12 protein-coding genes are annotated in these 14,625 nt (G+C 60.1%); 1 reads left to right on the top strand and 11 read right to left on the bottom strand.

All coding sequences use genetic code 11. The features are described 5' to 3' along the window. Positions 1 to 15: 15 nt before the first annotated feature. The 11 genes from FBY10_RS15255 to FBY10_RS15305 form a co-directional block, all read right to left on the bottom strand. Positions 16 to 369 carry a flagellar protein FlaG gene (locus FBY10_RS15255; protein ID WP_145336973.1) on the bottom strand — a complete coding sequence of 118 codons (354 nt, stop codon included), beginning with the start codon at positions 367 to 369 and terminating at the stop codon, positions 16 to 18. A 74-nt stretch (positions 370 to 443) separates the two neighbouring features. Beyond that, on the bottom strand, positions 444 to 1,868 hold the full coding sequence (locus FBY10_RS15260) for a flagellin (RefSeq protein WP_131698580.1): 1,425 nt from the start codon (positions 1,866 to 1,868) through the stop codon (positions 444 to 446). Positions 1,869 to 2,133: 265 nt separating this feature from the next. Continuing rightward, complete coding sequence (locus tag FBY10_RS15265; RefSeq protein WP_131698581.1) at positions 2,134 to 3,063, bottom strand: ketoacyl-ACP synthase III; 930 nt, start codon at positions 3,061 to 3,063, stop codon at positions 2,134 to 2,136. A 276-nt stretch (positions 3,064 to 3,339) separates the two neighbouring features. Then, positions 3,340 to 4,941, bottom strand: coding sequence for a flagellar hook-associated protein 3 (locus tag FBY10_RS15270; protein WP_131698582.1), 1,602 nt, complete (start codon positions 4,939 to 4,941; stop codon positions 3,340 to 3,342). A gap of 14 nt (positions 4,942 to 4,955) precedes the next feature. Next, entirely contained in the window at positions 4,956 to 7,004 is a 2,049-nt protein-coding gene (gene flgK, locus FBY10_RS15275) for a flagellar hook-associated protein FlgK (protein ID WP_131698583.1), read from the bottom strand. Positions 7,005 to 7,014: 10 nt separating this feature from the next. Continuing rightward, complete coding sequence (gene flgJ / locus FBY10_RS15280) at positions 7,015 to 8,283, bottom strand: flagellar assembly peptidoglycan hydrolase FlgJ (protein WP_145336974.1); 1,269 nt, start codon at positions 8,281 to 8,283, stop codon at positions 7,015 to 7,017. Positions 8,284 to 8,287: 4 nt separating this feature from the next. Next, a complete protein-coding gene (locus tag FBY10_RS15285) occupies positions 8,288 to 9,376 on the bottom strand; it encodes a flagellar basal body P-ring protein FlgI (RefSeq protein ID WP_131698736.1) in 1,089 nt (362 codons plus the stop codon). A gap of 27 nt (positions 9,377 to 9,403) precedes the next feature. After that, positions 9,404 to 10,099: a flagellar basal body L-ring protein FlgH gene (gene flgH, locus FBY10_RS15290; protein WP_131698585.1), complete on the bottom strand. Its 696-nt coding sequence runs from the start codon at positions 10,097 to 10,099 to the stop codon at positions 9,404 to 9,406. Between the two features lie 53 nt (positions 10,100 to 10,152). After that, positions 10,153 to 10,938, bottom strand: a complete 786-nt coding sequence (gene flgG, locus FBY10_RS15295; protein ID WP_131698586.1) for a flagellar basal-body rod protein FlgG — start codon at positions 10,936 to 10,938, stop codon at positions 10,153 to 10,155. 66 nt (positions 10,939 to 11,004) lie between these two features. Next, a complete protein-coding gene (locus FBY10_RS15300) occupies positions 11,005 to 11,745 on the bottom strand; it encodes a flagellar basal body rod protein FlgF (RefSeq protein WP_131698587.1) in 741 nt (246 codons plus the stop codon). A gap of 231 nt (positions 11,746 to 11,976) precedes the next feature. Further along, on the bottom strand, positions 11,977 to 13,539 hold the full coding sequence (locus FBY10_RS15305) for a sigma-54-dependent transcriptional regulator (protein WP_131698588.1): 1,563 nt from the start codon (positions 13,537 to 13,539) through the stop codon (positions 11,977 to 11,979). A 257-nt stretch (positions 13,540 to 13,796) separates the two neighbouring features. Between FBY10_RS15305 and phhA the strand changes: the two genes are divergently transcribed. Then, positions 13,797 to 14,615: a phenylalanine 4-monooxygenase gene (gene phhA / locus FBY10_RS15310; RefSeq protein ID WP_131698589.1), complete on the top strand. Its 819-nt coding sequence runs from the start codon at positions 13,797 to 13,799 to the stop codon at positions 14,613 to 14,615. Positions 14,616 to 14,625 lie beyond the last annotated feature (10 nt).

Consider the following 14,625-nt stretch of genomic DNA (forward strand, 5'->3'; position numbering starts at 1 on the left):
AAGTTTCATGCCAGCTCACGCCTTGTCGTTAAACAACACATTGCTTGCGCTGGATAGGTTCTGCGCCAGTTTCAAGGCCGTTTCCGACGGAATCTGACGGATTACTTCACCGCTGTCGGTGGCAATCACTTTGACCACGACCCGATGGGTCGAATCATCAATGGAAAAATCCAGGCTGCGCTGGGCAGCTTGAACGAATTCGCGAATATCGGTTACAGCTTTTTCCAGGTCGGCACGTTCCGGCTCTTTGCCTGCGGCCGGTGTTTCCTGGACCTTGCTGTTGACGCTTTTGTTGGCCGTCACCTGAGCAGGTGCGCTTTGAGGTGCAACCGGCGGATAAGACTGGTTCAGCTTTACACTCATGTCCATGTCCAATCTCCTCTAAACCGAAAAAACGGAAGGGCACGTAGACGCACCCTTCCGTTAGTTACCAAGCGCTGGGATTACTGAAGCAGCTTCAGTACAGCGGATGGCAGCTGGTTAGCCTGCGACAGGATCGCGGTGGAAGCCGACTGCAGGGTTTGTTGCTTGGTCAGTTCGGCGGTTTCGGAAGCGAAGTCGACGTCCTGAACGGTGGAACGTGCAGCGGTGGAGTTCTTCTGAATGTTCTGCAGGTTGTCTGCAGTGGTAGTCAGACGGTTCTGAGTAGCACCCAGGCCCGAACGAACGCCGTCAATGGTGCCGATGGCCTTGTCGATAACAGCCAGCGCGTTTTGAGCGTTGGTAGCGTCGGTCACGTCGGTGTTAGAGATGGTGGTCTTGGTCGACGAAACGGTAGCAGCCGAGAACAAGTCCGATACACCAGTAGCAGCGTCGCTCAGGGAGTAGCCTTTAGCCGAATCCAGGGAAACCTGACCGGTCACAACGATTGCAGGAGCACCCAGAGCAGCCGGGGTGGCGAATGCGCCAGCGCCATCTTTAGCGCCAACCAGGATGTTGGTCTGGGCGTTGGCATCAGCACCAGAGAACGACAGGTTTTCGCCGGAATCCGACTTAACCGACAGGGTTTTGTTGGATTCGTCGTAGTTAACGCTGATGCCCAGTTTGGCAGCGTTCGATTTCAGCTGGTCAGCCAGGCCGGCCAGGTCCTTCACGCCGACGAAATCAACAGCATTACCGCTACCTACAGCCAGTTTGAAGTTCGACGGAGTGGCAGCGCCTACTTCCAGTTTGACTTCAGTGCTGGCGGTAGCGGTCAGGCCACCGATCGAACCGTTCAGGCCCGCAGCGATGTCTTTAGCCGAAGCGCCTGCAGCGTAAGTTACGGTTTTGGTCTGACCGTTGCCGGTAACAGTGATGTCGCCGCCAGCCAGGCCAGTTGCGCTAGGCACGATGGCCTTGGTTTTGACCTGCTGCGAACCAATGTTGTTGGCTGCAACGTTTTCCAGGCTCAGGTTGATGGTTTCGTTAGCGTTAGCGCCAACCTGGATAGCTTTGGTACCGTACGAACCGTCCAGCAGCTTCTGGCCACCGAAAGTAGTGGTTTGCGAGATACGGGTCAGTTCCGAAGTCAGAGCTTGGTATTCATCGTTGTTCGACTTACGGTCGTCAGCGCTGAGGGAGCCAGTAGCGGAAGACAGAGCCAGGGTACGCATTTTTTGCAGGATGTCGGTCGAAGCCTGCATCGCGCCTTCAGCGGTCTGAGCGATGGAGATACCGTCGTTCACGTTTTTTACAGCTTGGCCCAGGCCGTTGATTTGGCTGGTCAGGCGGTTAGCGATCTGCAGGCCAGCAGCGTCGTCTTTAGCGCTGTTGATACGCAGGCCGGAAGACAGGCGCTGCATGGAGGTGGCCAGGGCGCCGCCGGCTTTGTTCAGGTTGCCCTGAGTAGTGATCGAAGCAATGTTGGTGTTTACTGTTAAAGCCATGACGAAATCCTCGTTGGATGGATACTGCGGCTTCCGGCCCTGGCAACCGCCGGGTGTGGCCTGAGAACCTACGTAATAGTTATCGTCGTGGTAGCCGGTTGCTTGAGGATTTTTTTTGATTTTTTTAATGGCGCGGGGCCACCCCTTGCAATTCAAGGGTTTACGACGGCCCCAAAGCCTTATTTCATTGGGTTTTCTGGCGTCAAATAAAAAACGCCGATGAGCTTTCGATCATCGGCGTTTCTTTATATGAGCGCTTATAGGGTCACGGACGATAGAGAATCGCCGATCCCCACGACAGGCCCACACCAAAACCGCTGATTGCCACGCGCTTCCAGGTGGCGTCCATCACATGCTTTTCCAGCAGCAACGGAATACTCGACGACACGGTGTTGCCGGTCTCGACCATGTCCTTGATGAACTTCTCCACCGGCGCGTCTTCGAAACGGCGGGCCACGGCGTCGACAATTGCCGCACTGCCCTGGTGAATGCAGAATGCATCGATCTCATCGGCCTTGAGATCCGACTCGTTGAGCAGCTCGTGCAAATGCGCCGGCACCTTGAGCAAGGCGAAGTTGAATACCTGGCGGCCGTTCATGAAGAACACGCCATCGCTGACCTTGAGGTGCGGTGCGCCGGAACCGTCGGTGCCGAACTTGGACTTGCCCAGCAACCACGGCGCATCTTCGCCCATCCAGGTGGCGGTGGCGGCATCGCCGAACAGCATGGTGGTGTTGCGGTCTTCCGGGTCGACGATCTTCGAATACGGGTCGGCGGTGACCAACAGGCCGTTTTTCAGGCCGGTGGCTTCCATGAAGCCCTTCATCGCGTAGATGCCATAGACGTAGCCGGAGCAGCCCAGGGAAATATCAAACGCCGCCACATGCGTGGGCAGGCCCAGTTTGTCCTGAACGATCGCGGCCGTATGGGGCAAACCCTCTTCATCGCCGTTCTGGGTGACGACGATCAGTGCATCGATGGACTCGCGCTTCAAATCCGGGTTATTGGCAAACAACGCGTTGACCGCCTCGACACACAGATCGGAGGTTTCCTGCGCGGCTTCCTTGCGCGGCAGGAACGCCGAGCCGATCTTGCCGATGATGAATTCTTCATCCTTGGCGAACTTGGCACCCTGGGCGTAGTTATCGATCCCGTCTGCCGGCACGTAACTGGCGATGCTTTTTATGCCAATCATTGTGGCTTCCCAATACTAAATAGCTGGAGAACACCCCAGGGCATGCGCCCGGAGTGCTGACAATAAAGGGGATAACCCCATAAAAATCTCGCTGAAAGCCGCCCCGCAAGGACCCTGTGACGACTTATCCTTTTCACACGATACAGTGAAGATGCGCTTTATGACTCGCAGGTCACTCAATTTTGTGTGGTTTGTGCAAAACCTTCAAACAATTAACCCCCGGAAACGACAGCGGCCCGCCCTGTTTCCAGAGCGGGCCGCTTGACTTGGCACCGCTTACATCTTGTTGAACAGGCTCAACTGCGAGACTTTTACGAATGCCAGTTGCGAGGCTTCCAGCATGGTTTGCTGGAGGGTCAGGTTGATCGCCGCCTCGCCCATGTCGATGTTGGCCAGGTCACTCATCGTGGTCTTGTTGGCCAGGCCGACACTGGTGTTTTCACTGGACTGCACTGTGAGTGCATTCTGTCGCGCACCGATGGAGCCACGCACGTTGTCCACCTGATCGGCCGAGTTGGTCAGGTTACTGACGGCGGCGTTCAAGGCGTCCTGAAGCTTGACCCGCGCACCGGGGATACCATCCGCCGGCTGCTCCAGGGCCTGCCGCAGCTGGCTCAGGGTGTCGAGGGCGTTCTGGGTTCTCTGGGTGGTGTTACCGACCGAAAACTGATCGCCGGTGCTCGGCGTACCGCTCAACTCGAAGGTGACACCCGCGGCGGTGATCGTGTCCTTGGCTGGCGGCGTACCGCTGACGATCACGCCATTATCGACAATCGGCTTGCTGTCGGGGGTATACGGCTGGGCATACACCTTATAAGCAGTCGGGTCGACATCGTCGAACTTGATCAGTACGCCGCTGTTGGGAAACGTACTGGAGTAGTCGGCTGCACTGCTGACGCGGGCATTGGTCAGTTGCGCCGCCGAAGTGTTGCTTGCGGTGCGAGAGACATTGAACGCGTCCGGCTTGGCGGCCAGGGTGAACTCGCGCCCTGCGACCAACGCATCGGCATCCGGCCCGGTGGCCACGCCGGTGAGGTCTGCGGTGATATCGAATTTGACCCCGCGCACATTGATACTGGCGCTGCCTTCCTTGGTGGAGTCGAACGTGCCATTACCTGGAAGCTGCGAGGTAATGTCGTTGTTGTCCTTGTCGGTCACAACGTACTGTGTGCTGCTGGTAAAAGTCACCTTGTAGGGCTGGCCGTCGGCAAACTGCTTGGTGTAGTCGATCCCCGACGTTACCAGGCCAGCAGAGATCGCGACCTTGTGGTCATCCACCGTCGCAGGCGTCGTGTAGGTGGACTGGGTGCGGCTGGCGTTGACAGCCCCTTCCAGGATGGTCTTGCCTGTGTCGCTGGTGCGCACCTTCAGCGTCTCGGAGACCTGCAGGCTCAGCTCATTCTCGTCGCCCCGATAGCTATAAGTACCATCGTTATTGCGCGAATACGGCGGCGTGTCGGTCTTGGAACCGGAGAACAGATAGTTGCCCGCCGCATCCTTGCTGTTGAGCAAACCCAGCAGCTGATTTTCAAGCGCGCCCACCTCGACCGCAATGGACTTGCGGTCAGCATCACTGGTCACGCCACCCGCGCGCAGCGCCAACTGGCTGCCGGCCTGGATCGTGGTATTGATCGCATCCAGCACGCTTTCTTCGTTCGTCAGCGTATTTTGAATGCTGGTGATGTTGCCGCTGTACTGGGCCAGCATGTCTTTTTGCTGTTGCAGCATCAGCAAGCGCTGGGCGGCAACCGGATCATCCGCAGCGGTCTGTACACGCACGCCGGAGCTCGCCTGTTCCTGGGCCTTCACAACGCTGGAATAGTTGTTCTGATACTTGACGGCACTGGTGTCGTAATACTGCTGTGTAGAAATGCGCATCGTCCCAGACTCCCTTAAAGACTATTGATCAGCGTGCTGAAGGTTTCTTGCGCAGCCTTGATGATCTGCGACGACGCCGTGTAGTACTGCTGGAACTTGATCATATCGCCCGCCTCTTCATCCAGGTTGACCTGGGATACGGAGTTGCGCGCGTTCTTGTTGGCGGCCAGCAGCGCACCGGTAGCGGTGTTGTCAGTGCCGGCCGAGGCGGCTTTGGCGCCGACGGTGGAAACCAACTTGCTGTTGGCGCCCACCAGGCTGGTACCGCCACTGCCATCGGCCGCCAGGCCTACGGTTGCCTTGGTCTGCAGGTCGAGCAGTGCCTGGGCGTTGCGATTGTCGGACTTGCCGGTGGCATTGAACGAGAACGAGGTGCCGTCGCCGTTGGCCGGCGAACCGCCCACCGTAGTGTCGAAACTGAAGCTCTTGGCTGGCGACACCAAGGCACCGCTGGCATCACGCATTGGCACGCTGATGCTGATTTTGTTGGCTTGCCCCGGAATGATAGTGCCGGAGCCGATGGGATCACCCTGGGCGTTACTCAGCGTGTAGGGCTGGGTGCCATCGGCCGCCGGTTTACCGAAAACCATCTTCACCGGCATCGAGTACTCGATGCCTGTACGCAGTTGTGCCGTATCGGCACCGCCCTGTATGTCCAGGGGCACGGTGAGCGTCGGCGGCGTGAAGGTGCCGGTGCCCTCGTTGGTCTTGCCGGCCTCGCCCTGCAACGGCGCGGCAAAGGCAATCTTGCTCGGGTCGCTGAGGACCGTGCCGATTTCCTTGGCGCCGTTGGCGGTGGGGCTGACCTTGAAGCTGTCACCGGCTTGCACCGCACCGCTCTTGACCGCCAGGGTGAACCCGTCGATGACCGGCGGCGGCGTGGCACTGAGGTCATAGGTGCCCATGGCCTTGCCGTCGGAACGCAGTACCGTTGCCTTGTTGAGATCGGCGCCGTCGTTGAAGCTGACCTTGTAATCGAAGTTGGTCAGCTGAGTGCTGTCCTTGATCGTCACGCCCAGGGCGCCGTCGCCCAGGTTGCCCTGGGCAGCCAGGCTACGCAGGGCAACCGAGGCTGCGTTGTTGATGTCGGTGAACATCGAGGCGCCGAATTCGCCATTGAGGTCCAGGCCCTGGCCCAGTTGGCTGTTGACCGTATCAGCGGTGGCAATCGCGATGCGCCCCAGATCATTGATCGCAGGAATCAACGCGTCGCTGCGATAGCGCAACAGGCCGCCAATGCTGCCACCGCTGATCACGTTACCCAGGTCCAACGTCGTCCCGCCGCCCGCATTGAGCTGGATCGTGTACTGGCTGGCGTCGCTCTTGCTCGGTACGGCGGAAATCGTGCTGGAGCGATCACCCAGCACAAGGGATTGGCCGCTACCGGTGCTGACACTGAACACACCGTTCTTTTCGGTGGCAGTCACGCCGATCAACTCATTGAGCGAACGCACGGCTTCGGCGCGGGCGTCCAGCAGGTTGGCCGGGGTGGTGTTCGAAGAACCCTGAACCTGGACAATCTGCTTGTTGAGAGAGGCAATCGACGATGTCAGTTGGTTGACCTGATCGCTCATTGAGCTCAACTGGCCGTTGATTGTTTCTTTCTGCTGGCTCAACTGCGTGGAGATCGCGTTGAACCGGTTGCTCAGCGTCTGGGCGTTCGTGAGCAGGATCTGGCGGGCCGAGGTATCGTTGGGGTTCGCCGAGGCGGTCTGCACAGCAGCGAAGAACGAGCTGAGTACGGCCGACATGCCGGTGGTCTTGTCCGACAGGGTCTTGTCGACGGCACTGACCTGATCCAGGTAAGCCTTGGCATCACTGTTGAGCGAAGTGCTGTTCTGGTAGGCGGTGTCCAGGTATTCGTTGTACACCCGGCGCACGTCGGCCAGGGTGGTGCCGCTGCCGATGAACACGCCGCCATATTGGTTCGACGCATTCGCGCTCTGGGTAGTCTGCTGACGCGAATAGCCCGCGGTATTGGCGTTGGCAATGTTATTACTCAAGACCGACAACGATCCTTGAGCGGCGTTAAGCCCTGACATCCCGATGTTGAGCAAACTCATGGTTCAGACCTTATAAATGAGTGGTCGCGCCAGCGGCAGCGTAATTCTGGTAACTGTTCATGGTTTTTGCGATCTGCGAAATCTTGCTGGCATAGGCCGGGTCGGTGGCGTACCCGGCTTTTTGCAACTCGCGTACAAACTGTTCGGGGTTATCGGCCGATTTCACAACTTCTTTATAGCGATCATTGCTTTGCAGCAATGTCACGAGGTCATGGAAGCTGTCCTGGTAGGAGTCGTAAGAACGGAACTGCGCCGTTTCCTTGACCATCGCCCCATCACGAAACTCGCTGGTGATCGCGCGGGCCTGGCCGCCCTGCCAACTCTGGCCGGCCTTGATGCCGAACAGGTTGTGGCTGCTGCTGCCATCTTCGGCGCGCATCACCGACTTGCCCCAACCGGTTTCCAGGGCGGCCTGGGCCACCAGGTACTTCGGATCGACACCGATACGCGCGGCCGCCGCCTTAGCCATCGGCAACATGGTCGCGACAAATTCGTCCTGGGAGCTGAACGCCTTCTTCACCGGCGCCAATGGCGGCTGGGCCACCGCGCGGCCGTAGACCTGCATGCGCCCGCTCGGTACGGCAAATGTGCGCGCGGTGCTGTTGACCACATTGTCGGCGGCCGCGTTGTTACGCAGCGGCGCCGCCTGGGCAACGGTCGTGGTGTCGGTGCTCGGCACGATACCGGCGAGCAGGCGATCGGTGAGCTTGCTCGGCAAGGCGATACGGCGCTGGTTCATCAGTGCGATGTCGTTGCTGTGGGTCGCAGCGGCGCCCGCCTGGGGCTCCGCCACGCGATAGGCCCACAGTGGACGCTGGCCATTGGAACGCCCCAGCGGGCCCTCGGCCTGGGTACCGGCGGCAATTTGCGTCGGCACATCGACTTTCTTGACGGCCTCGGCCGCCGCCGGGCCCTGCAAGGTGGCCGCCTGGGCGTCCACCGGCTTGTTCTTCTGCATCTGGCGCATCAGCACATCGGCCAGGCCGATACCACCGCCCTCGCGGGACAGCGAGACCGCCAGTTGCTGGTCGTACATTTCCTGGTACTGCTTGGCCGCCGGGGTGTTCAGCGGGTTGTCCTTGCCCAGGGCGTCGGTGGCCGAACGCATGGATTTGAGCATCTCGTTCAAGAACAGCGACTCGAATTCCTGCGCCACCTTGCGCATATTGCCTTCGCTGTTCTTGTCGCCGACTTTCAGTTGGTTCAGGCGATTCAAGTCGGAATACGAACCCGAATCCGCCGTACTGGTCAGGCCGCTGTTACGCATGTCCATGGCCATGGCCTTAAATCACGATCAGGTCGGCTTGCAACGCGCCGGCCTGCTTCAAAGCTTCGAGGATCGCCATCAAGTCGCCTGGCGCTGCGCCCACCTGGTTCACCGCACGCACAATCTCATCCAGGGTCGTGCCGGGGCCGAACTTGAACATCGGCTTGGCCTCTTGCTGGGCGTTGACCCGCGAGCGTGGCACCACCGCCGTCTGGCCATTGGACAACGGCCCAGGCTGGCTGACGATCGGGTCTTCGGTGATGGTCACGGTCAGGCTGCCGTGGGTCACCGCCGCCGGCGAGACCTTGACGTTCTGACCGATCACGATGGTACCGGTACGCGAATTGATGATGACCTTGGCCACCGCCTGGCCCGGATCAACTTCCAGGTTTTCCAGGATCGACAGGTAGTCCACGCGCTGGCTGGGGTCCAGCGGCGCAGTCACACGGATCGAGCCACCGTCGATGGCCTGGGCCACGCCAGGGCCGAGCATGTCGTTGATCTTGTCGACCACACGCTTGGCGGTGGTGAAGTCCGAACGGTTGAGGTTCAGGGTCAGGCTGTTGCCCTGGTTGAAACCGCTCGGCACAGTGCGTTCAACCGTGGCGCCGCCGGGAATCCGACCGGCCGATGGCACGTTGACGGTGATCTTCGAACCGTCACGACCTTCGGCGTCAAACCCGCCCACCACCAGGTTGCCCTGGGCGATGGCGTAGACGTTGCCGTCGATACCCTTAAGCGGCGTCATCAACAGGGTGCCGCCGCGAAGGCTCTTGGAGTTACCGATGGACGACACCGTGATGTCGACCACCTGGCCCGGCTTGGAAAACGCCGGCAAATCGGCACTGATCGACACCGCCGCGACGTTCTTCAACTGCACGTTGCCCGAACCCGCCGGCACCTTGATGCCGAACTGCGAGAGCATGTTGTTGAAGGTCTGCAGGGTGAACGGGGTCTGGGTGGTCTGGTCACCCGTACCGTTGAGCCCCACCACCAGGCCGTAGCCGATCAACTGGTTGGAACGCACGCCGGAGATGCTGGCGATGTCTTTCAGGCGCTCGGCCTGGGCGACAGCGCTCAACGTCAGCAAGAGTGCGGCAGCCATCAGTTGTTTGAGTTTCAAAGTGGCCACCTAGAAAGGGAACAGCGGGCTAAGGAAGAAGCGGTCGAACCAGCCCGGCTGGCTCGCATCGGCAAAAGCGCCGGTGCCGGAGTAAGTGATGCGCGCATCGGCGATCCGCGTCGACGGTACGGTGTTGTCGGTGGAGATGTCGTCGGCTCGGACCATCCCCGCAATGCGCACCAGTTCGTCGCCGGTGTTGAGGGTCATCCACTTCTCACCGCGCACGGCAATGATGCCGTTGGGCAATACATCGGCGACGGTCACAGTAATCGAACCGGTCAGGCTGTTGCCCTGCCCCGCCGCGCTCTTGCCGTTGGTGGCACGGTCGCCGCTGTAGCCGGCGTTCAAACTCAGGTCGCCATCGCCCAGCGGGTTGTTGACGTTGGGTACGGCGCCGAACAGCGAGGTCAGGCTCAGACCTGCCTTGCTGGTCTTGCCGATCTGGGAGTTGGCGTTCTTGCTGGCCTGGGTTCGCTCGTTCAGGGTGATGGTGATGATGTCACCCACGCGGAACGCCTTGCGGTCGCTGTACAGGTTCTGTTCGAAACCGGCCTGGTAGATCGAGCCATTGTTGGCCGCCGCCGGCAATGGCGTGCGCGGCAACACCGGCGCGTAGTACGGGTCATTGGGTTTTGGCGTCGGGGCGACACAGCCCGCGAGCACGGCAATCCCACTCAATGCCAGAACGGAAACATAGCGATTCATGACCCTTACCTCACGGTGTTGCAGGAGCTCTCAGGAGCGCCCCATGGACTTGATTACAGATTCTGCGTTACGAACGAAAGCATCTGGTCGGCGGTGGAAATCACCTTGGAGTTCATCTCGTAGGCGCGCTGAGTAGTGATCATGTTGACCATCTCTTCAACGGTGCTGACGTTGGAGGTTTCCAGGGTGCTTTGCAGCGTGGTGCCGAAACCGTTCAGGCCGGGAGTGCCGATTTGCGGCGCGCCGCTGGCGGCGGTTTCCAGGAACAAATTGCCACCCATGGCCTGCAGGCCGGCCGGGTTGATGAAGTCGGCGGTCTGCAGATTTCCGATCACCTGGGACGCCGGGTTGCCGGCCACGGTGATCGAAACGGTGCCATCGTTGCCGACGGTGAAGGTCTGCGCATCGGCTGGCACCACAATCGCAGGCTCCAAGGCGAAGCCGTTGGCGGTGACGATCTGGCCGTTGGAATCCAGGTGGAACGTACCGTCACGGGTGTAGGACGTGGTCCCATCCGGCTGCAGGATCTGGAAGAAGCCTTTGCCGTTGATTGCCATGTCCAGCGGTTGGCCGGTCTGCTGCAGGTTACCGGCGTTGAAGTTCTTCTGGGTGCCGACGATCTTCACACCGGTACCCAGTTGCAGACCCGACGGCAATTCGCTGTCCTGAGTCGACTGGGCGCCTGGCTGGCGCTTGATCTGATAGAGCAAGTCCTGGAACTCGGCGCGGTCACGTTTGAAACCCGTGGTCGACACGTTGGCCAAGTTGTTGGAAATGGTGGTCAGGTTGGTGTCCTGGGCGGACAGACCTGTTTTGGCAACCCATAGAGCCGGAAGCATGCTGTTCTCCTTTGCGCGCCTGTTTGTTGGCGCCGCGTTACACAATTAGAATTCGGTGGTCGCCTGTCAGCTCATCTGCATGACGCGAGTCATGGCCTGGTCATCTTCCTTGGCGCTGTTCATCATCTTGATGTGCAGCTCGAACTGCTTGGCAAGCGCCAATACGGCGGTCATTTCCTCCACCGCATTGACGTTGCTCGCCTGCAGGAAGCCCGAGGTCAGCGTGACGTTTGCGTCGGCCTGTGCCGGCTGGCCATCCTTGGTGTGGATGCTGCCGTCCAGGCCTTTGGTCATGTTCTTAAGGTCAGGCTGGACCAGCTTGATACGGTCCACCTCAGCCATCACCCGTGGGCCTTCACCCATAGCGCGGATGCTGATGGTGCCGTCGGCGCCCACTTCGATCTTCTGTTGGGGCGGCACGGCAATCGGGCCGCCGTTGCCCATGATCGGCATGCCGTTGCCGGCCCGCAGCACGCCCAGCGCATCGACGTTCATGCTGGCGCTGCGCACGTAGGCTTCGCCGCCGTCCGGGGTTTGCACGGCCATCCAGCCGTCACCACTAACGGCCACATCCAGGTCACGGCCGGTCTCGATCATCGCGCCAGGCGTGAAGTCGGTGGCTGGGCGCTCGGTCATGGCAAAGGCCCGCGCCGGAAAGCTGTCACCGAACACCGGCATCGAACGCGCCTGTTCCAGGTCACGTTGAAAACCGTTGGTGGAAATGTTCGCCAAGTTGTTGGCATGAGCCTTCTGCGCCAGTGCGTTCTGGCTGGCGCCGGTCATTGCCACATAAAGGTACTTGTCCACGCTTCTTCCTCTTTCTGACGCAGGCTTGCCGCCCACCGCTGTACTGATGAGGCTTAAGCAATTTGCGAACCAACTTTTAAAAACAGGGGAAAGCCCAGGCGGGGCGGGGTTTGCGGGCAGGCAGCAGGATTTTAAGGACTGGGGATAGTCGAAAAAACGGCGGACTTATGCCGCTTACGGCAAGTACCCGTCTTACGGGTGACAGAGAACCAATGCGGGAGGGGCCGTTGGTTATTTGTCCGCCTTGAGGATTTCGTAATCGCGCAACTTATTGGCGATGGTGGTGTGCGACACCCCCAGGCGCTTGCCCAACTGCCGGCTGCTGGGGTGCTCGGCATACAGGCTCTCGAGCACCGCCTTCTCGAAGCGCCCGACGATCGCCTCCAAGCCGCCCTCCAGGGAAAAATCGCCAAGGGGTTGGCGCACGCCATAGTCCGGCAGGCGAATGTGCTCGACCTTGACCGTCCCGCCCTCACACAGCGACACCGCCTGGAACAGCACGTTTTCCAACTGCCGCACATTCCCCGGCCAGTGGTAGTGGCTGAGGCGATCCATCGCGGCAGGTGCCAGCCTGGGCAGCGGGCAGCCAATCTGCCGGCTGGCCTGGTCGAGAAAGTGCTCGACCAGCGGCGCAAGGCCGTCGAGGCATTCGCGCAGGGGCGGGATATGCAAGGACAGCACGTTGAGGCGGTGATAGAGGTCCTGGCGGAATTCGCCACGGGCACAGAGTTCGGACAGGTCCACCTGGGTGGCGCAAATCACCCGCACATCCAGGTACACCTCTTCGTCACTGCCCACGCGCCGAAAGCAGCCGTCCTGCAGGAAGCGCAGCAATTTCACCTGCAAACGCGCACTCATTTCCCCGACGCCATCGAGAAACAACGTACCGCCCGCCGTCAGTTCCAGCAGCCCGAGCTTGCCTTCGGCCCGCGCGCCTTCAAACGCGCCGGGGCCGTAGCCGAATAATTCGGTCTCGGCCATCGACTCGGGCAGCCCGGCGCAGTTGAGCGCCATCAACGGCGATTGCCCGCGTGGGCTGGCCAGGTGGCAGGCGCGCGCCAACAATTCTTTGCCGGTGCCGGTTTCGCCTTCTATTAATAGAGGCGCATCCAACGGCGCCATGCGCCGGGCTTCGCGCACCACGGCGGCCATGACCCTGGAGCTTTGGAAGATGCTGTCAAAACCGCGCAGCTCCTGTTTGCGCACGTTGTAGATGCGCTCGCCCACGCGGTCGGCGCGGTGCAGGGTCAATACGGCACCGGCCATGGCTTCGCTATCATCGTGCTCGGAGGATTGCAGCGGCGCGATATCCGCCAGGAACACGTCACCCTTGACCTTGACCCGCAGGCCATTGATCCGCGATTTACTCGCGCGCACCAGTTCCGGCAAATCGAAATCCTCGGCGTAGCGCGACAGTGGAATGCCCGGCACCTCATCCACCCGCACCCCGAGCAGCTGCGCGGCCGCACGGTTGGCGGCGACAATGGAGCCGCCCATGTCGATGGACAGCACCGGAAACTCGAGCGCACCGAGTAGCGCATTGAGTTCCATATGCCGACGTTCACTTGGCATCAGCCCTACCCTTTTGACGCCAAAAACCCCGGCAATCGCCTCAAACTGCGGGCGCAGCGCCTGGAATTGCATGTTCACCAGGTTTGGGCAGAACAGGTAAATGGCGTTGCCATGCTCGCCGCCCACCTCACCCTTGGCAACGTTGACGCCGTACTCCACCAGCAGGTTAAGGATGTCCCGCAGGATGCCGATGCGGTTCTGGCAGTGCACTTTGATACGCATGAAAAGGCTCGAAAAGTGGGTAGGCGCCGCGTCTTTTTGTCGCTGGGCGCAGATAGTCGTCAAGATTATGTGACAGCTAGAGGGCTTTTCCCAGCCCAATACGCCAACCAGCCGCGCAACCGTAACGAATACTTTACGAAAATCGGTAATTTTTCCTACATAACCGATGTTGAAGCCGATGGAATCTTGCTCCGCAAGGCGTATCAATAGGCTCATCCCAGGACATAACAAAAACGAATGCCTAGCAGGAGAGCCGTATGAAGCAGACGCACTACGTGGCCCGCGAGCCCGATGCGCAAGGTTTTATCCACTACCCGCCGGAAGAACACGCGGTGTGGAACACCCTGATCACCCGCCAGTTGAAAGTGATCGAGGGCCGCGCGTGCCAGGAATACCTGGACGGCATCGACAAGCTCGGCCTGCCCCTGGATCGCATTCCGCAATTGGGCGAGATCAACCAGGTGCTGGCCGCGACCACCGGTTGGCAGGTCGCCCGCGTCCCCGCGCTGATCCCCTTCCAAACGTTCTTCGAATTGCTCGCCAACAAGCAGTTCCCGGTGGCGACCTTTATTCGTACCCGCGAAGAATTGGATTACCTGCAAGAGCCGGATATTTTCCACGAGATCTTTGGCCACTGCCCGCTGCTGACCAACCCGTGGTTCGCCGAATTCACCCACACCTACGGCAAGCTCGGCCTGGCGGCCAGCAAGGAGCAACGGGTGTACCTGGCGCGCCTGTACTGGATGACCATCGAGTTCGGCCTGGTGGATACCCCCGAAGGTCGGCGTATCTACGGTGGCGGGATTTTGTCGTCGCCCAAGGAAAGCGTGTACTGCCTGTCGGACGAGCCCGAGCACCAGGCCTTCGACCCGCTGGAAGCGATGCGCACCCCGTACCGCATCGACATCCTGCAACCGCTGTATTTCGTGCTGCCCAACCTCAAGCGCCTGTTCGAAGTGGCACAGGAAGACATCATGGGCATGGTCGAACGCGGGATGCAGCTTGGCTTGCACGCCCCGCTCTTTACCCCAAAGGCGGCCCCCCAAACCCAAAGCCGCGTGAACTGTGGCGTTTAAGGCCAGGTGA

Origin of the sequence: Pseudomonas sp. SJZ103 (assembly GCF_007828335.1) — a bacterium.
GTDB lineage: Bacteria > Pseudomonadota > Gammaproteobacteria > Pseudomonadales > Pseudomonadaceae > Aquipseudomonas.